This window comes from Streptomyces sp. ISL-43 (assembly GCF_018614195.1).
GTDB lineage: Bacteria > Actinomycetota > Actinomycetes > Streptomycetales > Streptomycetaceae > Streptomyces.
This window is the reverse complement of sequence record NZ_JAGGOT010000042.1, coordinates 44,003-67,493: the sequence shown is the minus strand read 5'-3', so window position 1 is coordinate 67,493 and position 23,491 is coordinate 44,003. Positions and strand designations below refer to the sequence as shown.

21 protein-coding genes are annotated in these 23,491 nt (G+C 72.9%); 10 read left to right on the top strand and 11 right to left on the bottom strand.

The features are described 5' to 3' along the window. Positions 1–88 precede the first annotated feature (88 nt). On the top strand, positions 89–718 hold the full coding sequence (locus tag J7F03_RS24165; RefSeq protein ID WP_251072390.1) for a hypothetical protein: 630 nt from the start codon (positions 89–91) through the stop codon (positions 716–718). A 35-nt stretch (positions 719–753) separates the two neighbouring features. Here J7F03_RS24165 and J7F03_RS24160 read toward each other — a convergent pair whose 3' ends face one another. Then, entirely contained in the window at positions 754–1,716 is a 963-nt protein-coding gene (locus tag J7F03_RS24160) for a carbohydrate kinase family protein (protein WP_374104385.1), read from the bottom strand. Positions 1,717–1,817: 101 nt separating this feature from the next. Next, positions 1,818–2,795, bottom strand: coding sequence for a pseudouridine-5'-phosphate glycosidase (locus J7F03_RS24155; protein ID WP_251072389.1), 978 nt, complete (start codon positions 2,793–2,795; stop codon positions 1,818–1,820). Between the two features lie 82 nt (positions 2,796–2,877). Here J7F03_RS24155 and J7F03_RS24150 point away from each other — a divergent pair, with 82 nt between their 5' ends. Then, on the top strand, positions 2,878–3,675 hold the full coding sequence (locus J7F03_RS24150; RefSeq protein ID WP_214952816.1) for a class I SAM-dependent methyltransferase: 798 nt from the start codon (positions 2,878–2,880) through the stop codon (positions 3,673–3,675). Between the two features lie 73 nt (positions 3,676–3,748). Further along, positions 3,749–4,144, top strand: coding sequence for a cupin domain-containing protein (locus J7F03_RS24145; RefSeq protein WP_214952814.1), 396 nt, complete (start codon positions 3,749–3,751; stop codon positions 4,142–4,144). Here J7F03_RS24145 and J7F03_RS24140 read toward each other — a convergent pair. From J7F03_RS24140 to J7F03_RS24130, 3 genes are all read right to left on the bottom strand, one after another. After that, positions 4,138–5,436 (bottom strand): MFS transporter, encoded by a 1,299-nt coding sequence (locus J7F03_RS24140; protein WP_308379936.1) that lies wholly within the window; start codon positions 5,434–5,436, stop codon positions 4,138–4,140. The genes J7F03_RS24145 and J7F03_RS24140 overlap by 7 nt on opposite strands. Before the next feature lie 203 nt (positions 5,437–5,639). Beyond that, positions 5,640–6,200, bottom strand: a complete 561-nt coding sequence (locus J7F03_RS24135; RefSeq protein WP_214952812.1) for a methylated-DNA--[protein]-cysteine S-methyltransferase — start codon at positions 6,198–6,200, stop codon at positions 5,640–5,642. Between the two features lie 39 nt (positions 6,201–6,239). After that, positions 6,240–7,124 carry a glycerophosphodiester phosphodiesterase family protein gene (locus tag J7F03_RS24130; protein WP_214952809.1) on the bottom strand — a complete coding sequence of 295 codons (885 nt, stop codon included), beginning with the start codon at positions 7,122–7,124 and terminating at the stop codon, positions 6,240–6,242. A gap of 243 nt (positions 7,125–7,367) precedes the next feature. Between J7F03_RS24130 and uvrB the strand changes: the two genes are divergently transcribed. The 4 genes from uvrB to J7F03_RS24110 all read left to right on the top strand — a co-directional run bounded on the left by uvrB (position 7,368) and on the right by J7F03_RS24110 (position 13,486). Continuing rightward, positions 7,368–9,518, top strand: coding sequence for an excinuclease ABC subunit UvrB (gene uvrB / locus J7F03_RS24125; protein ID WP_214952808.1), 2,151 nt, complete (start codon positions 7,368–7,370; stop codon positions 9,516–9,518). Between the two features lie 88 nt (positions 9,519–9,606). Further along, positions 9,607–10,185: a TerD family protein gene (locus J7F03_RS24120; RefSeq protein WP_214952806.1), complete on the top strand. Its 579-nt coding sequence runs from the start codon at positions 9,607–9,609 to the stop codon at positions 10,183–10,185. An 81-nt stretch (positions 10,186–10,266) separates the two neighbouring features. After that, positions 10,267–12,237: a TerD family protein gene (locus J7F03_RS24115; protein WP_214952803.1), complete on the top strand. Its 1,971-nt coding sequence runs from the start codon at positions 10,267–10,269 to the stop codon at positions 12,235–12,237. A 265-nt stretch (positions 12,238–12,502) separates the two neighbouring features. Beyond that, positions 12,503–13,486 carry a TerC/Alx family metal homeostasis membrane protein gene (locus tag J7F03_RS24110; RefSeq protein ID WP_214952801.1) on the top strand — a complete coding sequence of 328 codons (984 nt, stop codon included), beginning with the start codon at positions 12,503–12,505 and terminating at the stop codon, positions 13,484–13,486. Positions 13,487–13,509: 23 nt separating this feature from the next. Here the strand turns inward: J7F03_RS24110 and J7F03_RS24105 are convergent, their stop codons facing one another. From J7F03_RS24105 to J7F03_RS24095, 3 genes are all read right to left on the bottom strand, one after another. Beyond that, positions 13,510–14,826 (bottom strand): MFS transporter, encoded by a 1,317-nt coding sequence (locus tag J7F03_RS24105; protein ID WP_214952947.1) that lies wholly within the window; start codon positions 14,824–14,826, stop codon positions 13,510–13,512. Between the two features lie 194 nt (positions 14,827–15,020). Further along, on the bottom strand, positions 15,021–15,677 hold the full coding sequence (locus tag J7F03_RS24100) for an MBL fold metallo-hydrolase (protein ID WP_214952799.1): 657 nt from the start codon (positions 15,675–15,677) through the stop codon (positions 15,021–15,023). A 9-nt stretch (positions 15,678–15,686) separates the two neighbouring features. Then, entirely contained in the window at positions 15,687–16,382 is a 696-nt protein-coding gene (locus J7F03_RS24095) for a maleylpyruvate isomerase family mycothiol-dependent enzyme (protein WP_214952796.1), read from the bottom strand. A gap of 196 nt (positions 16,383–16,578) precedes the next feature. Here J7F03_RS24095 and uvrA point away from each other — a divergent pair, with 196 nt between their 5' ends. Next, positions 16,579–19,584 carry an excinuclease ABC subunit UvrA gene (uvrA, locus tag J7F03_RS24090; RefSeq protein WP_214952794.1) on the top strand — a complete coding sequence of 1,002 codons (3,006 nt, stop codon included), beginning with the start codon at positions 16,579–16,581 and terminating at the stop codon, positions 19,582–19,584. Between the two features lie 108 nt (positions 19,585–19,692). On the opposite strand, the gene J7F03_RS24085 is transcribed toward uvrA, so the two are convergent. Continuing rightward, positions 19,693–20,343 (bottom strand): NAD(P)-dependent oxidoreductase, encoded by a 651-nt coding sequence (locus tag J7F03_RS24085; RefSeq protein ID WP_214952792.1) that lies wholly within the window; start codon positions 20,341–20,343, stop codon positions 19,693–19,695. Positions 20,344–20,412: 69 nt separating this feature from the next. On the opposite strand from J7F03_RS24085, the gene J7F03_RS24080 reads away from it, so the two are divergent. Continuing rightward, a complete protein-coding gene (locus J7F03_RS24080; protein ID WP_214952790.1) occupies positions 20,413–21,018 on the top strand; it encodes a TetR/AcrR family transcriptional regulator in 606 nt (201 codons plus the stop codon). A gap of 49 nt (positions 21,019–21,067) precedes the next feature. Here the strand turns inward: J7F03_RS24080 and J7F03_RS24075 are convergent, their stop codons facing one another. Continuing rightward, a complete protein-coding gene (locus tag J7F03_RS24075) occupies positions 21,068–21,982 on the bottom strand; it encodes a carbohydrate kinase (protein ID WP_214952788.1) in 915 nt (304 codons plus the stop codon). Between the two features lie 71 nt (positions 21,983–22,053). On the opposite strand from J7F03_RS24075, the gene J7F03_RS24070 reads away from it, so the two are divergent. Beyond that, complete coding sequence (locus J7F03_RS24070; RefSeq protein ID WP_214952786.1) at positions 22,054–22,485, top strand: Rieske (2Fe-2S) protein; 432 nt, start codon at positions 22,054–22,056, stop codon at positions 22,483–22,485. Positions 22,486–22,507: 22 nt separating this feature from the next. On the opposite strand, the gene J7F03_RS24065 is transcribed toward J7F03_RS24070, so the two are convergent. Further along, the gene (locus J7F03_RS24065; protein ID WP_214952784.1) at positions 22,508–23,461 is read right to left on the bottom strand and encodes a hypothetical protein; all 954 of its coding nucleotides are present in this window, start codon (positions 23,459–23,461) and stop codon (positions 22,508–22,510) included. Between the last annotated feature and the right edge of the window lie 30 nt (positions 23,462–23,491).

The following is a 23,491-nucleotide window of genomic DNA, read 5'->3' as shown; positions in this document are numbered from 1 at the left end:
CATCGCCCCTGTCCGATACCGCGCGCTACGTTGACGGCACGCTTCGACGGCGGCCACCCCGGTGGCGCCTTGGCAGAGGGAGACGGCAATGCGCGGACACGTCGTACGAGTTCGGTCCGGGAGACGGACGCGCGGTCAGGCGGCGCTCGCCGCGCTCGCCCTGTGCGGGACCCTGGCCCTCACCGGCTGCGGCGGCGACGACGAGGACACCGGTACGGGAGCCGCCGGTGCGAGCCCCACCGGCAGTGCGCCGGCCACGGCCACCCCCTCGGCCCCGGCCCCCTCCCCGGCCCCTTCCAAGTCCGCGCAGAAGCCGGCTCCGAGCGCGACCCCGGCGGGCAAGGCCAAGACGCCGGCGCCCGGTTCCACCTGCGACCACAAGATGCCCATCTCGCCCGACGAGATCGCCGTCAACCGCTACACCCCCGAAGGGGGCGTGCACAGCCTGATCGTCAAGCACGGCAACTGGGGCTGCGCCGCCCCCGGCGCGGACGCCGCCCCCTTCGAGACGGTCGGCAAGGAGACCTTCCTCAACATCGCCGAGGACGCCAAGATCACGGCCGTCACCCCGGTCATCGCGAGCACGGTGAGCCAGCCGATCACCCTCCAGCAGCTCATCGACTGGCTGATCGCCCATCCCGACCAGGGCCGCGTCTTCCGCTACCACCTGGACGGCACGGGCGTGATCGACTCGCTCGACCAGCAGTACACGTCGTAACACCTCCCCGCGCGGCCGTACGGTCTCCCTCCGCCCTACGGCCGCCCGCCCAGCCGGGTCACCGCCACCGCCGCCGCCCGGCACCCGGCCCCGGCGGCCCACGCCGAGCCCGCCCCGGCCAGCCGGGCCGTGAGGAAGCCGCCGGTGAAGGCGTCCCCGGCGCCCGTGGAGTCCACGGCCTCGGCCGTCTCGGCCGCCACCTCGGCCGTCACCCGGCCGTCCTCGGCGATCAGCGCGCCGGCCGCGCCCCGGGTGACCACCACCAGCGGCACCCGCCGGCTCAGCTCCGCCGCCGCCCGCGCGACCCCGGCCGGTCCGGCCTCCTTCGTCAGCCCCGCCAGCAGCAGGGCCTCGTCCTCGTTCGGCAGGAGTACGCCGGCCCCCGCCACGGCGGCCAGGAAGCGCTCCGGGCCCAGCGCGGCCAGGAATCCCGCCGAGGCCGGATCCACGCTCACCGGCACCCCCCGCGCGCGGGCGTCCCTCAGCGCCACCAGGGCCAGTTCCCGGCTGACGTCGGCGAAGAACAGGTAGCCGGACAGGTGGAGATGGGCGGCCCCGTCCAGCAGCCCGGGCTCCCAGTCGGCGGGGGAGAGGCGCAGCGCGGCCCCGCTGTCGGTCAGGAAGGTGCGCTCCGCGTCCTTGCCGACCAGCGCGACCACGGTCCCGGTCGGCTCGGCCGGATCGATCACCAGCCGGGGGCGCACTCCCGCGTCGAGCAGCGCCTGTTCGTGCCACCGGGCCGATTCGGCGCCGACCCGCGCGAGGAGACGTACCTCCGCGGTGCCCGTACGGGCGGCCCAGCAGGCCGCGTTGGCCCCGGCGCCGCCCGGCAGGGTCCGGATCCGGGCCGGGGTGTCGGTGGCCGGAGCCAGTGGTTCCGTATGTATCGCCACCACGTCCGTCACCACGTCCCCGACGACCAGCAGGGCCCCGGGTGCCCCGGGCCGGGCGGTCGGGGCGGACGCGGCGGACGCGGTCGCGGCGTCCGATCCCGGCACGGCGGCCCCCGGCACGGCCCCCGGCACGGCGGCCCCCGGCACGGCCCCCGGCACGGCGGCCCCCGGCACGGCCCCCGGCACGGCGGCCCCCGGCACGGCGGTCACGGCCGCGCCGCCCAGGCCCGCGCGATCCGGGCCCCGAGGCGCACGTTGCCCCGTACCGCCGCGAGATTGGCCTCCAGCGAGGCGCCTCCCGTCGCGCGGACCAGGAACCCCAGCAGGAACGGTGTCACCGCCTGCCCCGTGATCCCGCGCTCCCGGCACTGCGACAGTGCCTCGGCCAGCACCCGGTCGTGCAGCTCCGGATCCAACTGATCCTCCTCCGGCACCGGATTGGCGACCAGCAGCGCCGACCGCGGACCGCCGAGCGCGTCCTGAGCGGCCATCACCGCCGCCACCTGCTCCGGGCGCTCCACCGTCCACTCCACCGGCTCACCGGAATCGGCCAGGTAGAAGCCGGGGAAACGATCCGTCCCGTACCCCAGCACCCCCACCCCCAGCGTCTCCAGCCGCTGCAGGGTCGCCGGCACGTCCAGGATCGACTTCACCCCCGCGCACACCACCGTGATCCGCGTCCGCGCCAGCAGCGAGAGATCCGCCGACTCGTCCTGCGACCGGGCCCACTCCCGGTGTACGCCGCCCAGCCCGCCCGTGGCGAAGACCCGCAGGCCGGCCCGCTCGGCCAGGAAGGCCGTCGCGGAGACCGTCGTCGCGCCCGTCGCGCCCGTGGCGAGGGCGGGCGCCAGATCCCGGTGGCCGAGTTTGCGCACGCCCTCGCCGCCCGCGATCCGCTCCAGCCGCGCCTTGTCGAGACCGGCGTACGCGACTCCGTCGATGACCGCGATCGTCGCCGGAACGGCCCCTTCCGACCGGACCAGCTCCTCCAGTTCCCTGCCCACCGCCAGATTGCGCGGGCGGGGCAGGCCGTGCGCGAGGATCGTCGACTCCAGGGCCACGACGGGCTGCCGGCGGGCGAGCGCCTCGCGTACCTCGTCCGACAGGACGGGGACCGCGGCGGTGGCGGGGGCCCCGGCCGCGGTGGCCGGGACGGTGGGCTCCGATGCTGTGTGCTGAGACATGCCCCCATCCCTGGCACGGGATCCGGCACCCCAAACGCGCCGCCGCCGCACCGGCGCGAACCTGTCCGAGTAGCGTTCCGGCATGAGTGCTCAGGATGCCCGGCCCGCCCGCCGCGATCCGCGCGGCTTCTACGACGAACTCGCCGACCGCTACGACCTCGTGTACGCCGACTGGCAGGCGAGCATCACCCGCCAGGGCAGCGCCCTGGACGCCCTGCTCACCGGCGCTCTCGGCCCCGGACCGCTCCGGATCCTCGACAGCGCCTGCGGCATCGGCACCCAGGCGCTGGGTCTCGCCGCCGGCCACCGGGTCACGGGCAGCGACCTGAGCCCCGTCTCCGCCGCCCGCGCGGCCCGCGAGGCGCGGGCGCGCGGGCTCGTCCTGCCGGTCGTGGCAGCCGACATGCGGGCCCTGCCCTTCCCCGACTGCTCCTTCGACGCGGTGGTCTGCGCCGACAACGCCCTGCCGCACCTGCTGACGGCCGCCCACGTAAGGGCCGCCCTGGCCGAAATACTGCGGGTGCTGCGCCCCGGCGGACTGCTGCTCCTGTCCACCCGCCCGTACGGGGAACTGCGCCGGACCCGGCCGCAGAGCGACGCCCCGCACGTGCGCACCGGCCCGGACGGACGGACGATCACCTTCCAGCTGTGGCACTGGCACGCCGACGGGGCCCGCTACGACCTGGAGTTCTTCCAGCTGCTGCCCGCCGGGGACACCTGGACGACCAAGGTGTCGGGCACCACGTACTGGGCCCTGCCGGAGGAGGAGACGGCCGCCTTCGCCGCGGAGGCGGGTTTCGTCGACGCCGTGTGGCACGCCCCGGCGGACACCGGTTTCCACCAGCCCGTCCTCGTCGCCCGGCGCCGCTCGACAGGGTGACGGGTGGGGCGGGCGCGCGCTGGACGCTGTGGTCACCCCGGGGGGAGGGACGCCCGGATTAGGCTGACGGGCCATGAGCACCAGTGACCACAGCGACGCCCCCGCACCCGGCTCCGCCCCCGCTTCCTTCGCCGTCTCGGTCGTGGCCCTCCCCGACTCCGAGCTGGAGCCGGAGGACCTCGACCCCGCGCAGATCGTCTCCGGCGAGCCCGTCGTGACGGGCAAGGTGCTGTGGGAGGCGGCGGACGGCTCGCAGGTGCGCGGGATCTGGCAGATCACCCCGGGCGTGGTCACCGACACCGAGGCGAACGAGCTGTTCGTGGTGGTCGCCGGCCGCGCCACCATCGAGGTGGAGGGCGGCGCGACGCTGGAGGTCGGGCCCGGATCCGCCTGTGTCCTGCGCGAGGGCGACAAGACCGTCTGGACCGTCCACGAGACGCTCCGCAAGGCCTACCACATCAGCTACTGAGCCTTGCCGTCCGCGGCTTTCACCGGATGGCGGCGCGAAGTGAACAGCGCGAGCGCCGCCATCGGCAGCAGCAGCGCGGCACCGACCGCGTTGAGCCAGCCGTAGCCCGCCTGGGCCATGATCAGACCGGCGGCCGCGCCGCCCACGCCGGCGGCCGTGTTCATCGTGAGGTCGCCCAGGCCCTGTACGGCGGCACGCGCGGGCTGCGGCACCGAGTCGGTCAGCAGCGCCGAGCCGGACACCATGCCGGCTGACCAGCCGAGGCCGAGCAGGAAGAGACCGGCGGCGCTCTGCGCGTGGTTCCCGCCGGCCGTGCCCGCGAGGAGCGCGGCGACCGACAGCAGCCCGGCGGCCAGGCCGATCACCGACAGCCGGCCGATCCGGTCCGCGAGCCAGCCCATCACCGGCGAGAAGCCGAACATGCCGGCGATGTGCCCGCTGATGACCAGTCCGATGAGCTGGAGCCCCGCCCCGTGGTGACCCAGGTCGACCGGGGTCATCACCATGATCGAGACCATCGCGGTGTGCGACACCGCGATGGTGACCAGCGCGAGCCGGGCCCTGGGGGAGGCCTTGACGGCCGCGAAGCCGGCGCGCAGCGAGCGCCCGGCACGGGTCTGCTCCTCGGGCGCGGCGAGCGCCCGGGCCGTCAGCAGCGGGTCCGGGCGCAGGAGTACGGAGATCAGCCCGGCGGTGAGCAGGAAGACGGCGCCGGCCCAGACGAAGGGGCCCGCCGTCTGGGGTATGGAGGTGCCGGCGAAGCTGCGGCTGGCCGGGGCGGAGAGGTTGGGGCCGAGCACCGCGCCGATGGTGGAGGCCCAGACCACGACGGAGATCGCCCGGGCCCGGTGGTCGGGCTCCGCCAGGTCGGCGGCGGCGAAGCGGGCCTGGAGGTTGGCGGAGGAGGCGGCTCCGAAGGCGGCCATGCCGATCATCAGGAGCGGGAAGCTCTTGACCGAGGCGGCCAGGACGACGAGGGCCGCGCCGGCCGCGCCGATCAGGTAGGCGAGGACCAGCCCGGGCCGGCGGCCGCGGGCGGTCATCAGCGCGGCGAGCGGCAGGGAGAAGGCGGCGGTGCCGATCACGGAGGCGGTGGAGGCGAAGCCGGACAGCGACTCCGTGCCGCTGACCTCGGTGGCCAGCACCGGGGCCAGCGCGATGCTGATGGGCACGCCGATGCCGCCCAGGATCTGGCCGGCGATCAGTACGCCGGAGGTCCGGCGCCGCAGCCGGGGCAGGTCGGCGCGGTCGATCGGCGGAGCGGGCCGCTCGGTGCCGGGTGCGGCGTTCACGCGGTGCCCCCTCGGCGCGGGTGCGGAGGGAGCTCGGGGCCGGGTGCGGCGGCGGGAGTAGTCACCGCCGCAGTTTCCCACCCCTTACCGTCGGGCGGAACCGGGTTACCGGGGGCGCGTGGCCGGACCGGCGCGGAGAACCTGGCCCGGCGCGGGACCCCGTACCGCCGGTCCCGCCGCGCGCGCGGCCGCACCCGCCGCGCTCAGAACAGCGGCTGTGGGAGCACGCCTTCCAGGGCCAGCAGGAAGCGCTTGGTCTCCACCCCGCCGCCGAACCCGCCGATGCCCCCGTCGTTCTCCACGACCCGGTGGCAGGCCACCACCAGCGGCAGCGGATTCGAGCCCATGGCGTGCCCGACGGCCTGGGCCGCGCCCGGCCGGCCGGCCCGGGCGGCCAGTTCTCCGTACCCCACGACCGCTCCGTAGGGCACGGAGCGGTCCAGCTCCAGCAGGGCCTCGCGGTTGAAGCCCGAGCTGAGCCGCCAGTCGAGCGGGAGCTCGAAGCGGCGCAGGTCGCCGGCGAAGTACGCGGCCAGCTGGCGCACCGGCTCTGCCAGCAGGACCTCGTCGCCCGGGGCGGGACGCCAGGCGTCGGCGCCGAGCCGGGAGACCAGCGCGCCGATCATCCCGTCGGCCCGCTCGGGACCGGCGTGGAACTCGACCCGGACCAGCCCCTGCGGGGTCGCGGCCAGGAGCAGGGGGCCGATGTCGCTGGCGACGACGGTCCATTCGAGGTGAGGCCCGCGGGGCTCAGGATTGTCCACCCCTTCACGGTACGGCCCCCCGCCGACAGGGCCGCCGGCTCAGTAGCCGCCCACGGCCTCCCGTACGACGTCGGGCTTGTTGGTGATGATCCCGTCCACGCCCATGTCCTGGACCTTCCGGGCGGTCTCCGCGTCGTCGACGATCCAGGCGTCCACTTCCATCGCCTTGCCGTGGGCGCCGAGCAGCCCGTGCACCGCCGCCACCCAGTCGCCGTCGATGGTGGTGTACCAGGGGTTGATCCGGTCGGTGAACTGCGCGTACCGCGGGAGGTCGGCGACGGCCGGGGTGCCGAGGAAGGCCGTCACCAGGTCCGGGCGCAGCCGGTGCACGGCGCGGACGCAGTCGGTGCTGAAGCTCTGCACCACCAGGCGGCGGCTCACGTGGTTCTCGTCGAGCCAGCCGGTCTCGTCCAGCACGCGCAGGGTCTGCTCTTCGATCCCGGGGTAGAGCTCCGGCTTCTTGATCTCCAGGAGCAGCCGCTGCTGGTTGCGCTGCACCCGGTCCATGTACTCCCGCAGGGTGGGCACCCGGGCGCCCGTGAACTCCTGGCCGAACCAGCTGCCCGCGTCCAGCCGGGCGATCTCCGCGGCCGTGAAGTCCTTGACCCGCCAGGGCTTGCGGTCGGGGAACACCTGCTCGACGTCGGTCGTGCGGGCCAGGGTGTCGTCGTGGATCACCACGAGCTCGCCGTCGTTGGTGCGCTGCACGTCGTTCTCCACCCAGTCGAAGCCCATCCGCATGGCGAGGTCGACCGCCTCGAGGGTGTTCTCCGGGGCGTACGCCGAAGCCCCCCGGTGGGCGTACACGATCGGGTTGGAGAGCCAGTCCGGACCGGGGGCCGCCGAGGCGGCCGTCGCGCCGAACACGGTCAAGGTGAGTCCCAGGAAGGCGGTGGCGGCCGCGGCGGCGGATCGGACGTACATGCGCGTTCTCCTCGGGTCGTGAGCCCTGCTCCCGCCTCAAACGGGCGCGGGGTGGCATTCGTTGCGGGCGGTGCACTCTCGGCGATGCGTTCTCGACGCCCTTTCAGGGAGGAGCCGGGTACGGCGATCATGGGGTTGAAGATCGCGGGGCCGCCACCGAACTACGACAAACGGACCAGACCCGGACGGCCCGCAGGCCCGCGGGAACGCCGGCTGTCAGTGGGGGGTCGTACGGTTGACCCCATGCGGCCCGTATCAAAGATCGAACGCACGGTGGCGCCTTTCGAGGTCGTCAGCTCCTACCAGCCCAGCGGCGACCAGCCGGCGGCCATCGCCGAGCTGGAGAAGCGCATCCGCGCAGGTGAGAAGGATGTCGTGCTGCTCGGCGCGACCGGCACCGGCAAGTCGGCGACCACCGCCTGGATGATCGAGAAGCTCCAGCGGCCCACGCTGGTGATGGCACCCAACAAGACGCTCGCCGCCCAGCTGGCGAACGAGTTCCGCGAGCTCCTGCCGAACAACGCCGTCGAGTACTTCGTCTCGTACTACGACTACTACCAGCCCGAGGCGTACGTACCGCAGTCGGACACCTACATCGAGAAGGACTCCTCGATCAACGAGGAGGTGGAACGGCTGCGCCACTCCGCGACCAATTCCCTCCTCACCCGGCGCGACGTCATCGTCGTCGCCTCCGTGTCCTGCATCTACGGCCTCGGCACCCCGCAGGAGTACGTCGACCGGATGGTCCCCCTCAAGGTCGGCGAGGAGATGGACCGGGACCAGCTGCTGCGCCGCTTCGTCGAAATCCAGTACACGCGCAACGACGTGGCCTTCACCCGGGGCACCTTCCGCGTGCGCGGGGACACCATCGAGATCTTCCCGGTCTACGAGGAACTGGCCGTCCGCATCGAGATGTTCGGCGACGAGATCGAGGCCCTGTCCACCCTGCACCCGCTGACCGGCGAGGTGATCAGCGAGGACCGCGAGCTGTACGTCTTCCCCGCCAGCCACTACGTCGCCGGCCCCGAGCGCATGGAGAAGGCGGTCCGCGGCATCGAGGCCGAGCTCGCCGAGCGCCTCGCCGAGCTGGAGAAGCAGGGCAAGATGCTGGAGGCCCAGCGGCTGCGCATGCGCACCACGTACGACCTGGAGATGATGCGCCAGATCGGGTCCTGCTCCGGCATCGAGAACTACTCGCTGCACATGGACGACCGCGAGCGCGGCTCCGCGCCCAACACCCTCATCGACTACTTCCCCGAGGACTTCCTCCTCGTCATCGACGAGTCGCACGTCACGGTGCCGCAGATCGGCGCGATGTACGAGGGCGACGCCTCCCGCAAGCGGACCCTGGTCGACCACGGCTTCCGGCTCCCGTCCGCCCTGGACAACCGGCCGCTGAAGTGGGAGGAGTTCCAAAAGCGCATCGGCCAGACCGTCTACCTCTCGGCCACCCCCGGGAAGTACGAGCTCTCGCGCGGCGACGGCTTCGTCGAGCAGATCATCCGCCCCACCGGCCTCATCGACCCCGAAGTCGTGGTCAAGCCCACCGAGGGCCAGATCGACGACCTGGTGCACGAGATCCGGCAGCGGGTGGAGAAGGACGAGCGGGTCCTGGTCACCACCCTCACCAAGAAGATGGCCGAGGACCTCACCGACTACTTCCTGGAGCTCGGCATCCAGGTCCGCTACCTGCACAGCGACGTCGACACCCTGCGCCGGATCGAGCTGCTGCGCGAGCTGCGGGCCGGCGAGTACGACGTCCTGGTCGGCATCAACCTGCTGCGCGAGGGCCTCGACCTGCCCGAGGTGTCGCTCGTGGCCATCCTCGACGCCGACAAGCAGGGCTTCCTGCGCTCGGGGACCTCGCTGATCCAGACCATCGGCCGCGCCGCGCGCAACGTCTCCGGCGAGGTCCACATGTACGCGGACAGCATCACCCCGGCGATGGCCCAGGCGATCGACGAGACCAACCGCCGCCGGGAGAAGCAGGTCGCCTACAACACGGCCCACGGGATCGACCCGCAGCCGCTCCGCAAGAAGATCAACGACATCGTGGCGACCATCGCCCGCGAGGAGCTCGACACCGAGCAGCTGCTCGGCAGCGGGTACCGCCAGACGAAGGACGGCAAGGCCGTCAAGGCGCCGGTCCCGGCGCTGGGCGGCAAGGCGGCCCAGGCCAAGGCGGGCGGCAAGGCCGGGGCCAAGGGGGCGAAGGGCGCCGAGGTCCTGACCGACCGTCCCGCCGCCGAACTGGCCTCGCTCATCGAGCAGATGACCGAGCGGATGCGCGGCGCCGCCGCGGAGCTGCAGTTCGAGGTCGCGGCCCGGATCCGGGACGAGGTGAGCGAACTGAAGAAGGAGCTCCGACAGATGAGGGAAGCAGGCCTCGCCTGACCCGGGGCCGGTCAGTAGGGTTGGGACCCAGCCGCAGGTACACGCTGCGCACCCCCATCGGGGGAGGGCTATGGAGAGGGGACAGCGCGTGACGGTCAACATGACCAAGGGTCAGGCCATCAATCTGCAGAAGGCGGACGGGGGCACGCTGACCGCGGTCCGCATGGGCCTCGGCTGGCAGGCGGCCAAGCGCCGCGGGCTGTTCGGCTCGCGGACCCGGGAGATCGACCTCGACGCCTCGGCGGTGCTCTTCGCCGACAAGCAGCCCGTCGACGTCGTCTTCTTCCGGCACCTGCAGAGCGACGACGGCTCGGTCCGGCACACCGGCGACAACCTCGTCGGCGGTGTCGGCCAGGGCGGGGACGACGAGTCGATCCTCGTCGACCTGCAGCGCGTGCCGGTGCACATCGACCAGATCGTCTTCACGGTGAACTCGTTCACCGGCCAGACGTTCCAGGAGGTGCAGAACGCCTTCTGCCGCATCGTCGACGAGACCAACGGCCAGGAACTGGCCCGCTACACCCTCGACGGCGGGGGCCAGTACACCGCGCAGATCATGGCGAAGGTGTCGCGCGCCGGCGCCGGCTGGCAGATGACGGCCCTCGGCAACCCGGCCAACGGCCGTACGTTCCAGGACCTGATGCCGGCGATCCTGCCGCACCTGTAAGCAGCACCCGGGCACCACGAAGTACAGCGCGACCGACGAGACCGCACGGCAGAAGAACGGGTACGGGGGAGGGGCTGCACGATGACGGCCGAACTGGTCCGGGGGCAGAACCACCCCCTGTCCCGGAGCCGGGTGGAGATCAGGGTCTCGGCGGGCACACCCGTGCTCGCCCTGGCCCAGGTCGGCGACGACGAGGGCCGGCTCGCCGGCCCCGAGGCGCTGGCCCATCCCGGCGCCCGGACCCTACCGGGGCTGGAAGTGCCCGGGACGGTCTCGGGACAGCACAGCGTGCTGGTCGACCTCGACGCCGTCGGACCGGCCGTGCACCGGGTCGGCTTGGTGCTGGTCCTGCCGCCCGGCGGACCGGCCCGCTTCGGCGCGGTCCCGGCCTCCTACGTGTCCGTGGCCGACCCGGAGGGCGCCGAGCTCGCCGGGTACACGCTGACGGACCTGGAGTCCGAGACCGCCGTCGTGGCTCTCGAGCTCTACCGGCGCCAGGGAGCCTGGAAGGTCCGCGCCGTCGGCCAGGGGTACGCCGGCGGGCTCGGCGCGCTCCTGGCCGACGCCGGACTGCCCGGCCCGGCGGCCGCCGAGCTGGCCGCCGCCGCCATGGGGCAGACCCCGGCCGGGGACGTCACCCTGGCGGCCATACCCGGGGCTCCCGCTCCCACCGTGCCGCGCGGCCTGCGGGCACCGGCACCCGCTCCGTCCCCCGCCCCGCAGGACGCTCGGCACGCCCCGGCCGCTCCCACGCCGCCGGAGCCGATCCCCGTCTCCGGAACCCCTTACGCCGCCGCGCCCGGCGGGGACACCGCGGGCGGGCCGCCCACCATCAGCTACGCCCACCCGCGCCGCCGTACCAGCACCGAACCGCCCGAGCCCGCGCCGCGCCCCGCCGCGCCGCCCCCGCTCGGCGAGCAGCCGCGCCCGGTCGCCGGGGACGCGAGCGGCTGGTCCATGGACGAGCGGCTCTACAACCAGGTCTGGGGCATGTTCGAAGACCTGGCCCGCTCGGTCGCCGCCTACCGGGGCGCCGTCGAGTTCGCCGACTCCCGGATGGACCGCGAGCTCGACGAGGCCCTGTCCGACCCGCGCCACCGCCTCGGCGGCTCCGGCAACGCCGCCCGCGACACGGCCCGGGCCCGCCGCGAAGAGCTGGTCGCGCAGGCGCAGGCCGTCCTCGACCGGGACCTCGTCGTGCTCACCGCCGAGTCCGAGGTGGTCGAGCCCGCGCTGCCGGCCTCGTACGCACGCTGGGACAACCCGGTCTGGCACGCGCACGCCGTGCCCTCCGAGAGCCCGCTGGCGCTGCGCCTCGGCGACCTCCACCTGCCCGAGCGGCCGGAACTGCGGATCCCCATGCTGGTCCGGGTCCCGCTGGAGCGCGGCCTGTGGATCGACAACGGCCGCACCGGCTCCGAGGCCGCCATGGCCATGGACACCGACCGGCTGCGGCGGGCCGCCATGGACATGGCCGTCGCGCACGCCGCGCGTCTGCTCGCCGCCCATCCGGCCGACCGGTTCGCCGTCCACGTCATCGACGCGGGCGGCGCCGGAGCCGCCTCGCTCGCTCCGCTGGTGCGCGCCGGGGTGCTGGCCGGGCCGCCCGCCGCCGGTGCCGCCGGGGTCACCGAGACCCTGGAGCGGCTGACCCGGCGCGTGGACCTCGTACAGATGGCGGTGCGGGCCGGGGCTCCGGAAGACCTGCCGCCGGATGTGGACACCTCCGACCAGCTGCTGCTCGTGCACGACTTCCCGCACGGGTTCGACGACCGGGCCGTCACCCGGTTGCGCTACCTCGCCGACGAGGGTCCGGCGGTCGGAGTCCACCTGCTGATGGTCGCCGACCGCGACGAGGCCTCGGCCTACGGGCCGCTGCTGGATCCGCTGTGGCGCTCGCTGATGCGGCTGTCGCCCGTGCCGGACAACCATCTCGCCGATCCGTGGGTCCACCACGCCTGGACCTTCGAGCCGGACCTGCCCCCGCGGGGCAGCCGGGTCCTCGAGCAGGCGCTGGAGCGGGTCGCGGCGGCCAGGCGCACCGCCGGGTAGCGGCCGCGGCGGCCCGCCGTCCGGCCCGGATGACCGTCCGCTGACCAGTTCTTGGCTTCCCCTTTACCTTATGTGCCTGCGACGGGTAGGCTCGTGAGCGCGGAGGGGAGTATTCCTGCTTTCCTGCTACGACGTGCCCGTCAATACGGACTGCAATCGGTCCCGGGGCGCCGGCCCGTGGCCTCCTGGCCGTCCGGGTGGAAGAGACCTCCGGCAGCGATGACGCTGACAAAGTGCTGAGCCATCTGCCGGAGGCATGTTCATAGTGGACGTTTCCTTGACCCTCTGGGTGCTGACCATTCTCGGTCTGGGCATCCTCATCGGCGCCGATTTCTTCATCGGCCGCAAGCCCCACGACGTTTCCATGAAGGAAGCCGGCGTCTGGACGGTCGTCTGGATCGTCCTCGCCGCGCTCTTCGGCCTCGGCCTGCTGGTCTTCGGGCACGGCCAGGCCTCGCAGGAGTTCTTCGCCGGTTTCATCACCGAGAAGTCCCTGAGCGTGGACAACCTCTTCGTCTTCGTCCTGATCATGGCGAAGTTCGCGGTCCCCTCCCAGCTCCAGCAGCGCGTACTGCTGGTGGGCGTGCTGATCGCCCTCGTCCTGCGCGCGATCTTCATCGCCGCCGGCGCCGCGATCATCACCAACTTCTCGTGGGTCTTCTACATCTTCGGCGCGTTCCTCATCTACACCGCGTGGAAGCTGATCCAGGAGGCCCGCAAGGACGAGGAGGAAGAGGAGTTCGAGGAGAACCGCCTCCTGAAGTCCATCGAGAAGAAGTTCGGCGTCGCCGACCGCTATCACGGCACGAAGCTCTTCATCCGGAACAACGGCAAGCGCGTCCTGACCCCGCTGATGGTCGTCATGCTCGCCATCGGCACCACCGACGTGCTGTTCGCCCTGGACTCGATCCCCGCGATCTTCGGCCTCACCCAGGACCCGTACATCGTCTTCACCGCCAACGCCTTCGCCCTGATGGGTCTGCGCCAGCTGTACTTCCTCATCGGCGGCCTGCTCAAGAAGCTGGTCCACCTCAGCTACGGCCTCTCCGTCATCCTGGGCTTCATCGGCGTCAAGCTCGTGCTGCACGCCCTGCACGAGTCCGGCCTGCACGTCCCGCAGATCTCCATCCCGGTTTCCCTGGGCGTCATCTGCGGCGTCCTGGTGATCACCACGATCACCAGCCTGATCGCCTCGAAGAAGCAGGCGGCGGCCGAGGCCGCCGCCGATCCGGAGAGCATCGACGCCTGAACGCGCCGGTAGGTCCTACGGGGCTACACGGGGGCGGCCGCTTCGGCCGCCCCCGCTTCCGATTCCGCCACGGCGCCCGTCCGCTGCCGTACGACCACCGGGTTCGTTTCCGGGAGCAGTGCGAAGCAGGTCAGTGAGACCGTGGCGATCGCCGTCAGGTACACCGCGACCGCCCACGGCGGGCCCGAGCCGTCCGCCAGGGCCGTCGCCGCGATCGGGGTCAGGGCGCCGCCCAGCACTCCGCCGAGGTTGTAGCCGACGGCCGCGCCCGTGCAGCGGATCCGCGGGGCGTACAGCTCGGGCAGGTACGCGCCCACCACCGCGAACATCGTCACCATGCCGAGCAGGGCGCCGAGCAGTCCCAGCGTCATCAGCAGCGGGTCCGCCGTGCGCAGCAGCGCCACGAACGGGAACATCCACAGCACGCAGGCCGCGCAGCCGGCCAGGCACAGCGGGCGGCGGCCGTAGCGGTCGCCGAGCACCGCGACCGCCGGGGTCGCCAGGCCCTTGAGCGCGACGGCCGCCATGATGCACGCCAGCATCACCGTGCGGTGCACGCCGAGGTGCTCGGTGGCGTAGGCCAGCGACCAGGTGGTGACCGCGTAGAAGACGGCGTAGCCCACGGCCAGTGCCCCGCCGGTCAGCAGGAGCAGCCGCCAGTGGTCCCGTACGACCTCGGCCAGTGGGGCGTCCGCCCGGCGGCCGGTCTCGGCGAGCGCGCGGAACTGCGGGGTCTCCTCCACCGAGCGGCGCAGCCACAGCCCGGCCAGCGCCAGCAGCCCCGCCGCCCAGAACGGCACCCGCCAGCCCCAGGCGGCGAACTGTCCGTCGGTGAGCGTGCCCGACAGGGTCAGCATCAGGCCGTTGGCCAGCAGGAACCCGACGGCCGGGCCCATCTGCGGGAAGCTCGACCACAGCCCGCGCCGCCGCTCGGGGGCGTGCTCGGCGGTCAGCAGTACCGCGCCTCCCCACTCACCGCCGAGGCCGAAGCCCTGGAGGAAGCGCAGCACGACCAGCAGGATCGGCGCGGCCACACCGATCGAGGCGTACGAGGGAACGCAGCCCACCGCCACCGTGGCGAGGCCGGTCAGCAGCAGGGAGCCGAGCAGCACCGGGCGGCGGCCGTGGCGGTCCCCGATGTGGCCGAAGACGGCGGAGCCCAGGGGGCGGGCGAGGAAGCCGACGCCGAAGGTGCCGAAGGCGGCGAGGGTGGCGGCGAGCGGCGAGAAAGAGGGGAAGAAGAGCGGGCCGAGCACCAGGGCGGCGGCGGTGCCGTAGACGAAGAAGTCGTAGAACTCGATGGCGGTGCCGGCGAGGGAGGCCGAGGCGAGCCGGAGCATCGAGGGGCGCGGGGCCGCGGGGGCGAGGTCCGCGGGGGTGGGGTCCGCGAGGGTGGGGATGGCCGGGGCGGCCGGGGAGGGGTCCTGTTGCATGCTGCAGCAATTACCCCGCCCCGCACCCCCAGGACGTGCGTTCGGCCATCATCGACCGGAAGGAGTGCAGTCCGGCGCAAGGTTGACGGATTCGGTACCCGCTACCAGCCGCGCTCGCGCCATTGGGCCAGGTGCGGCCGCTCGGCGCCGAGCGTGGTGTCGTTGCCGTGGCCCGGGTAGACCCAGGTCTCGTCCGGCAGTTGCTCGAAGAGCTTGTGCTCGACGTCGTCGACGAGCCGGGCGAAGGCCTTCGGGTCACCCCAGGTGTTGCCGACGCCGCCCGGGAAGAGGCAGTCGCCGGTGAACACGTGCGGGTGGCCGTGCGGGTCGTCGTAGACCAGCGCGATCGAGCCGGGCGTGTGGCCGACCAGGTGGCGGGCGGTCAGCGTGATCCGTCCGACGGTGATCGTGTCCCCGTCCGCGACGAGCACGTCGGTGGCGACCGGGATGCCCTCGGCGTCGTGGGCGCCCGCGTACGTCCGCGCGCCGGTCGCCTCGACCACCGCCTGGAGCGCGCCCCAGTGGTCGCCGTGCCGGTGCGTCGTGACCACGGACGCGATGCCGCTGTCGCCGATCAGGCTCAGCAGCGTCTCCGGCTCCGCGGCCGCGTCGATCAGCAACTGCTCGTCGGTGGCACGGCAGCGCAGCAGGTAGGCGTTGTTGTTCATCCCGCCCACCGCGACCTTGGAAATCATCAGGTTCGAGAGTTCGTGCACGTCGGCCGGACCGCCGACCTTGACCGTTCCGCTGTATGTCATATCGGCATCCTAGAGCGGGGGGAGCTCGGGCAGGCCGTCGCCGGCCAGGACGGCGAGGTGGGCACCCCGGAGACCGCGCCCGGCCAGCCAGCCGAGCAGTTCGTCCTTGGGGCCCTCGAGGACCACCGGGGTGCCCTCGGTGCCGCCGGTGTGCCAGACCTGGCCGGGCATGGCTGCCCGCAGCGTCACCGGCGGCACGTCCGGACGGCCCGACCAGCGATCGGCGAGGAAGTCGATCTCCCGGTCGGTGAACTCCTCGGGGAGGTCCGAGAGCTTGTAGCCGATGTTCAGGTCGACGTGGTGCAGCTCGACCTCGATCAGGCGCCGGAAGGGGACGCGGGCGGCGACGTCGGTGACGCCGTTGCGCAGCTCCACGACGCGGGTCCAGTCCTGCGGGCGCTCGGCCACGGCCTCCCAGCGGGTGGCGGAATTCCGGACGTCCTCGAGCTGTTCCAGGAGAGGCCGGCCGAAGTCGCGCTCGATGTCGGCCTCGCGGCTCTCGGCGCTCTCGTACATCGGGAGGCCCTCGAAAACGTTTACCAGGGCGTCGGCGTTGTGGGCGAGGTGGGCCAGGATGTGGCCGCGGGTCCAGCCGGGGAGATGTGACTCTTCGGCCAGGGCGGCGTCGTCCAGCTTCGCGGCCGCGGTCAGCAGCCGGTCCGTGGCTTCACGTACAGATCGCAGGTCGTGCACATGATCAATCATGCGGACGAGCCTAGTCCTTCGAGGGTCGCCGCCACACGATCGGGTGAAGCGATTGGCGTAGTGCCGGAAATCGAATGCACGTGCTATACGCTCGGAGTCCACGGAGCCCAGTCTCCGAGTCCATCGCAGAGGCGCCCCCCAATACCCTGGGACGGGGGCCCGTGCCCCCGCTCTCTCAAGAAAGGTGCGGACCGGCGTGACCGACCGTCTCATCGTTCGTGGCGCTCGCGAGCACAACCTCAAGAACGTCTCGCTCGACCTGCCCCGCGACTCACTCATCGTCTTCACCGGACTCTCCGGTTCGGGCAAGTCCTCCCTGGCCTTCGACACGATCTTCGCCGAGGGCCAGCGCCGCTACGTCGAGTCGCTCTCGTCGTACGCCCGCCAGTTCCTCGGGCAGATGGACAAGCCCGACGTCGACTTCATCGAGGGCCTCTCCCCGGCCGTCTCGATCGACCAGAAGTCCACGTCCCGCAACCCGCGCTCGACCGTGGGCACCATCACCGAGGTCTACGACTACCTGCGCCTGCTCTTCGCCCGCATCGGCAAGCCCCACTGCCCCGAGTGCCGCCGCCCGATCTCCCGGCAGTCGCCGCAGGCGATCGTCGACAAGGTGCTCGCGCTGCCCGAGGGGAGCCGCTTCCAGGTGCTCTCGCCGCTCGTGCGCGAGCGCAAGGGCGAGTTCGTCGACCTCTTCTCCGACCTCCAGACCAAGGGCTACAGCCGGGCCCGTGTGGACGGGGAGACGATCCAGCTCTCCGAGCCGCCCACGCTGAAGAAGCAGGAGAAGCACACCATCGAGGTGGTCATCGACCGCCTCACGGTCAAGGAAGGCGCCAAGCGCCGGCTGACCGACTCCGTCGAGACCGCCCTCGGGCTGTCGGGCGGCATGGTGATCCTGGACTTCGTCGACCTCGCCGAGGACGACCCCGAGCGTGAGCGGATGTACTCCGAGCACCTCTACTGCCCGTACGACGACCTGTCCTTCGAGGAGCTGGAGCCGCGTTCCTTCTCCTTCAACTCGCCCTTCGGCGCCTGCCCCGAGTGCACCGGCATCGGTACGCGCATGGAGGTGGACCCGGAGCTGATCGTCCCGGACGAGGACAAGTCCCTGGACGAGGGCGCGGTCTCGCCGTGGTCGCTCGGCCACACCAAGGACTACTTCCAGCGGCTGATCGGCGCCCTCGCCGAGGAGCTGGGCTTCCGCACCGACATCGCGTGGGCCGGGCTGCCGCTGCGGGCGAAGAAGGCCCTGATGTACGGCCACAAGACGCAGATCGAGGTCCGCTACCGCAACCGGTACGGGCGCGAGCGCGCCTACACCACGGCCTTCGAGGGCGCGGTGCCGTTCGTCAAGCGGCGCCACTCGGAGTCCGAGAGCGACGCCAGCCGCGAGCGCTTCGAGGGCTACATGCGCGAGGTGCCCTGCCCCACCTGCGAGGGAACCCGCCTCAAGCCGATCGTGCTCGCGGTGACGGTGATGGACCGCTCCATCGCCGAGGTCGCCGCGATGTCGATCAGCGAGTGCGCGGACTTCCTCGGGCGCATGAAGCTCGACGCCCGCGACAAGAAGATCGCCGAGCGGGTCCTCAAGGAGGTCAACGAGCGGCTCCGCTTCCTCGTCGACGTCGGCCTGGACTACCTCTCGCTCAACCGCGCCGCCGGCACCCTGTCCGGCGGCGAGGCCCAGCGCATCCGGCTGGCCACGCAGATCGGCTCCGGTCTCGTGGGCGTGCTGTACGTGCTGGACGAGCCCTCCATCGGCCTGCACCAGCGGGACAACCACCGGCTGATCGAGACGCTCGTACGGCTGCGCGACATGGGCAACACGCTCATCGTCGTCGAGCACGACGAGGACACCATCAAGGTGGCCGACTGGGTCGTGGACATCGGCCCCGGCGCCGGCGAGCACGGCGGCAAGGTCGTGCACAGCGGCTCGCTGAAGGACCTGCTGAAGAACAGCGAGTCGATCACCGGGCAGTACCTGTCGGGCAAGCGGGCCATCCCGCTCCCCGATGTACGCCGCCCCGTGGACCCGGCGCGCAGACTCACGGTCCACGGCGCCAAGGAGAACAACCTCCAGGACATCGACGTGTCCTTCCCGCTGGGCGTGCTCACGGCGGTGACGGGCGTATCGGGCTCCGGCAAGTCGACACTGGTCAACGACATCCTGTACACGCACCTGGCCCGCGAGCTCAACGGCGCCCGGTCGGTGCCGGGACGGCACACGCGGGTGGACGGCGACGACCTCGTCGACAAGGTCGTGCACGTCGACCAGTCGCCGATCGGGCGGACCCCGAGGTCCAACCCGGCGACGTACACCGGTGTCTTCGACCACGTCCGCAAGCTCTTCGCGGAGACGATGGAGGCGAAGGTGCGCGGCTACCTGCCGGGCCGCTTCTCCTTCAACGTCAAGGGCGGCCGGTGCGAGAACTGCTCCGGCGACGGCACGATCAAGATCGAGATGAACTTCCTGCCGGACGTCTACGTCCCGTGCGAGGTCTGCCACGGCGACCGGTACAACCGGGAGACGCTGGAGGTCCACTACAAGGGCAAGTCCATCGCCGAGGTCCTGAACATGCCGATCGAGGAGGCCTCGGAGTTCTTCGGGGCGGTCCCGACGATCGCCCGGCACCTGCGCACGCTGAACGAGGTGGGGCTGGGGTACGTGCGCCTCGGCCAGTCGGCGCCGACGCTGTCGGGCGGTGAGGCGCAGCGCGTGAAGCTGGCCTCGGAGCTGCAGAAGCGGTCGACGGGGCGCACGGTGTACGTCCTGGACGAGCCGACGACGGGCCTCCACTTCGAGGACATCTCGAAGCTGATCAAGGTGCTCTCGGGGCTGGTGGACAAGGGGAACACGGTGATCGTCATCGAGCACAACCTCGATGTCATCAAGACCGCGGACTGGGTCGTCGACATGGGTCCGGAGGGCGGGTACGGCGGCGGTCTCGTCGTCGCGGAGGGCACCCCCGAGCAGGTCGCGTCGGTGGGTGCGAGCCACACGGGCAAGTTCCTGCGGGACATCCTGGGCGCGGACCGCGTTCTGGAGGCCGGTGCCCCGGCTCCGGCCCTGCCGGCGAAGAAGACGGCCGCTCGCAAGAAGGCGGCGGCTCCGGCCGCGGCCGCGAAGAAGACGGCGGCCGCGAAGAAGGCGGCGGCGCCCGCCGCTGCGAAGAAGGCCGCGCGCGCCCGCAAGGAGTAGCCCTCCGGGGTGGGTGCGGCGCCGTTTGCGGCTGCGGCGCCGTGGCCGTGCCTCAAACGCCGGCGGGGCTGGAGGATCCAGCCCCGCCGGCGTTACCCGCGGGCACCCTTAGGCGGCGATGCCGATCGCGTGGCCGGCCGTCGAGGGGTCGGACAGGGTGGTCAGGAGCGCGTCCGCGACGTCCGCGCGGGAGACGACCTTGCCGCCCGGAACGTTGGCGTCGATCGCGCGGCGGTAGGTCCCGGTGCGCGGCCGGTTCAGCAGGCGCGGCGGGCGGATCACCGTCCACCGGGTGCGGCTGGCGGCGATCGCCGCCTCCATCACCGCGAGGTCCGCGTACAGGTCCCGCAGCGCCCGGCGCAGCAGCGGGTAGACCAGCAGCCGGGTGAGCGCGCCGTCCTCCGGCCCGTCGGGGGCCACCGGCGCCGCGCTGACCGCCGACAGGCGGCTCACCCCCGCCCGGTCCATCGCCGAGACGATCGACCGCAGGGCCGGGCCCGCGACCGGGGTGAGCCTGGCCTGCTTGTTGCTCGCGGGCCCGAGCGCGGAGACCACCGCCTCCCGGCCCTCCAGGACCGGGATCAGCGCCTCCTCGTCCGTCAGGTCCCGGACCACCACCACCCGGAGCCGCTCGTGCGCCGGGACCTCCAGCCGCGCCGGATCGCGGACGACCGCCGTCACCTCGTGTCCCGCGTCGAGCGCCTGCCGGACGACCTCGTGGCCGACTCCGCCCGTGGCTCCGAACACCGTGAGTCTCATCCTGGCTCCCGCATCCCGATAATGGGTGGGTGAGCGTTTACTCACCCCTGCTTCCGCTAGGGTGAGCGAATGCTCACCCCCAAGTCAAGCCGGCCCACCCCCGAGCGCCTGCTGGACGCCGCCGAGACGCTGATGCGCACCAGCGGGCTGGCCAACGCCACCACCAAGGCGATCGCCCGCGAAGCCGGCTGTTCGGAGGCCGCGCTCTACAAGTACTTCGCGAACAAGGAAGAACTGTTCGTGCGCGTGCTGATGGAGCGGCGCCCCAACGCCGGGGCGATGATGGCGGCGCTCACCACCGATCCCGGGGAGCAGCCGGTCGAGGAGCGGCTCGCCGAGATCGCCCGCCACGCCTCGCTCTTCTACGCCGACGCCATGCCCATGGCCGCCTCGCTCTTCGCGGACCCCGTCCTGCTCACCCGCCACCGCGAGGGCGTACGGAGCATCGGCGCGGGCCCGCACATCGTGCTGGAGGCCCTGACCGGCCACCTGCTCCGGGAACTCGAACGGGGCCGGCTCCGCCCCGACGCCGACCCGCGGGCCGCCGCCGCGCTGCTGCTCGGCGCCTGCTTCCAGCGGGCCTTCTTCCTGCACTTCTCCGGCCCCGACACGGTCGACCCGGTCGAGGACTTCGCCCCCGCCCTGGCCAGGACCGTCTGGGCGGCGCTGCGCTGAGGCCCCGAGGGCCCAAACCCGAGAGGCGGAAGCCAGAGAGGCGGAAGCGTCAGAGCTCGGCCGCGTACGGGGGCTCCGCGCCCGCCCGTGCGCAGGTCAGCGCGGCCGCGTGGGCGGCGTAGGAGAGAACCCCGGGCCAGTCCACCGGACCCGTGCCGCCCCCACCGCCCCATCCGCCCCATCCGTCCCCGCCGGCCGCGCTGCCCGAAAGCCGGTGCAGCAGCGCCGCGTTCACGGTGTCGCCCGCCCCGATGGTGTCCACCACCTCGACCCGGCGGGAGGACGCCGAGTACTCCTCTCCCTCCCGCGTCCACACCGTCATGCCCGCCGCTCCCCGGGTGAGCACCACCGCTGAGGGACCCGCGGCCAGCCAGTCGCCGACCCGCCCGCCCAGCCACGCCGCGTCCTCCTGCGACAGCTTCAGCACGCGGACGTGGGGCAGCCAGGACAGGAAGCGGGCCCGGTAGGCCGCCGGGTCGGCGATCAGCGCCGGCCGGATGTTGGGGTCGAGCAGGGTCAGCAGCCCGCGCCCCGACTCCCGGCGCAGCAGGGCCTCGTAGGCGCCGGCCCCGGGCTCCAGCACCAGCGAGCAGGTGCCGAGCGCGAGGGCCCGTACCCCCGCCGGAAGCGCGGGCGGCAGGCGGAACAGCCGGTCGGCCGTGCCTTCGACGTAGAAGCCGTACGCCGCCGAGCCGTCCGGGGCCAGCGAGGGCACCGCCAGCGTGGTGGGCTCCGGCCCGCGCTGGACCAGCGAGAGGTCCACACCGGCCGCGCGCAGCCCCGCGAGCAGCGAGTCGCCGAAGCCGTCCGTCGAGACCCGGGAGCAGAAGGCGACCCGCGCGCCCAGCCGGCCCAGCGCGAGCGCGGTGTTGTACGGTCCGCCGCCCGGCCGGGGCAGCAGGGCGCCCGGCGGCCGCGCCACGGGCACCAGGTCGATCAGGGCTTCTCCACCGACGACGATCACGCGGGGGAAGGTATCCCATCGGCCGGCGGTATCGTCGGGGGACCCAGCCGACCAGCCCCCGGGAGAACCGCATGTCCGCCTTGCCGCCCGCAGCCCGCCGTACCGTGCTCAAGGGCGCCGCAGCGACCGTCGGGGCCGCCGGTGCGGGAGCGGCGCTCACGGCCTGCTCCACCGAGTCCGACAGCGGCGCCGGTTCCCCGGCGGTCCCCGCCGAGCCCGTCGAGCTGGGCGCCGCGTCCGATGTGCCGGTCGGCGGCGCGATGCTGTTCCGGAAGGAGAAGCTCCTGGTCAGCTGCGCGGAGGCGGGACAGTACAAGGCGTTCAGCGCCCAGTGCACCCACGCCGGCTGCGTACTGGACAAGATCGTCGAGGGCCAGGGGAACTGCCCCTGCCACGGCAGCCGCTTCGACGTGACCACGGGCAAGGTGCTGCGCGGCCCGGCCGGTGACCCGCTGCCCGAGGTCCCGGTGAGGGCCGAGGGCGGCAAGCTCATCGCGGGCTGACCCGCGACCGGGCCGTCCGCGCTCATTCCCAGTCCCAGCCGATCCCCAGGACCCCGCGCCGCACCCCCTGCTCCACCAGGTGCACGGCGCGGTGCGGGCCGCTCGGGGTCAGGTCCGCGAGCCACCCGCGCGGCGCGTCCGGCCCGCTGCGGGTGAAGCGGCGGCAGCGCACCGGCAGCGCGGCCTCGTCGAAGCGGACCTGGAGCACGTACTGCCCGCCCGTGTAGCTGAAGCCGCGCACGTACTCGGCGCTGCGGCCGCCCGTACCGTCCTCGAAGCCGTAGCCGAAGACGTACGTGTCCCCGGCGCGCAGCCGGGCGTCGAAGAGCAGCTCGGCGACGACCACCTCGGCCTCGGGGTGGCGCCGGATCCGCCCGGTCCGGCAGTTCTCGTCGGCCCGCACCCGGATGCGCGCCGGATCGCAGCCCGGGTCGCCGTGGTGGACGGCGATGTACCGGTCGACCCCGTCGCGGTGGGCCCGTACGACGTGCTGCGACTCGCGGCCCAGCAGCTGCCCGGCGGGCCCGATCCGCACCCGCTCGTGGTGGCCGACGGTGTGCAGGCCGCCGTCGGCGGGCAGTTCCATGCCGGCCAGCAGTCCTTCCACGGCCGCGCCCACGCTGAACAGCGCCCGGTAGGAGCGGGCGGGAGGCCGGGCCGTCTCCGGGCCGGCGGGTTCCGGCGCTTCCAGCAGCCGCAGCAGGGTGCCCTCGGGCAGTTCGAGGATCTGCTCCAGGGCCCCTACGGCCTTCAGGGACTCGGCGCGGCGCGGCCGCCGGGCGCCCTGCTGCCAGTAACTGAGGCTGGTCACCCCGATCTTGATGCCGCGGGCGGCGAGCCGGTGCTGAACCCGGTGCAGGGGCAGCCCGCGGGCGGTGAGGGCGGCGCGGAGCGCCAGGTGGAAGGGCCCGGTGTGCAGCAGGTGCGGCAGCTCCGGGGTGCTGTCCGAGAAGGTGCGCTCAGCACTCGACCGCATGGCGCCTCCTCCTGTGAACGTTCACGCGCG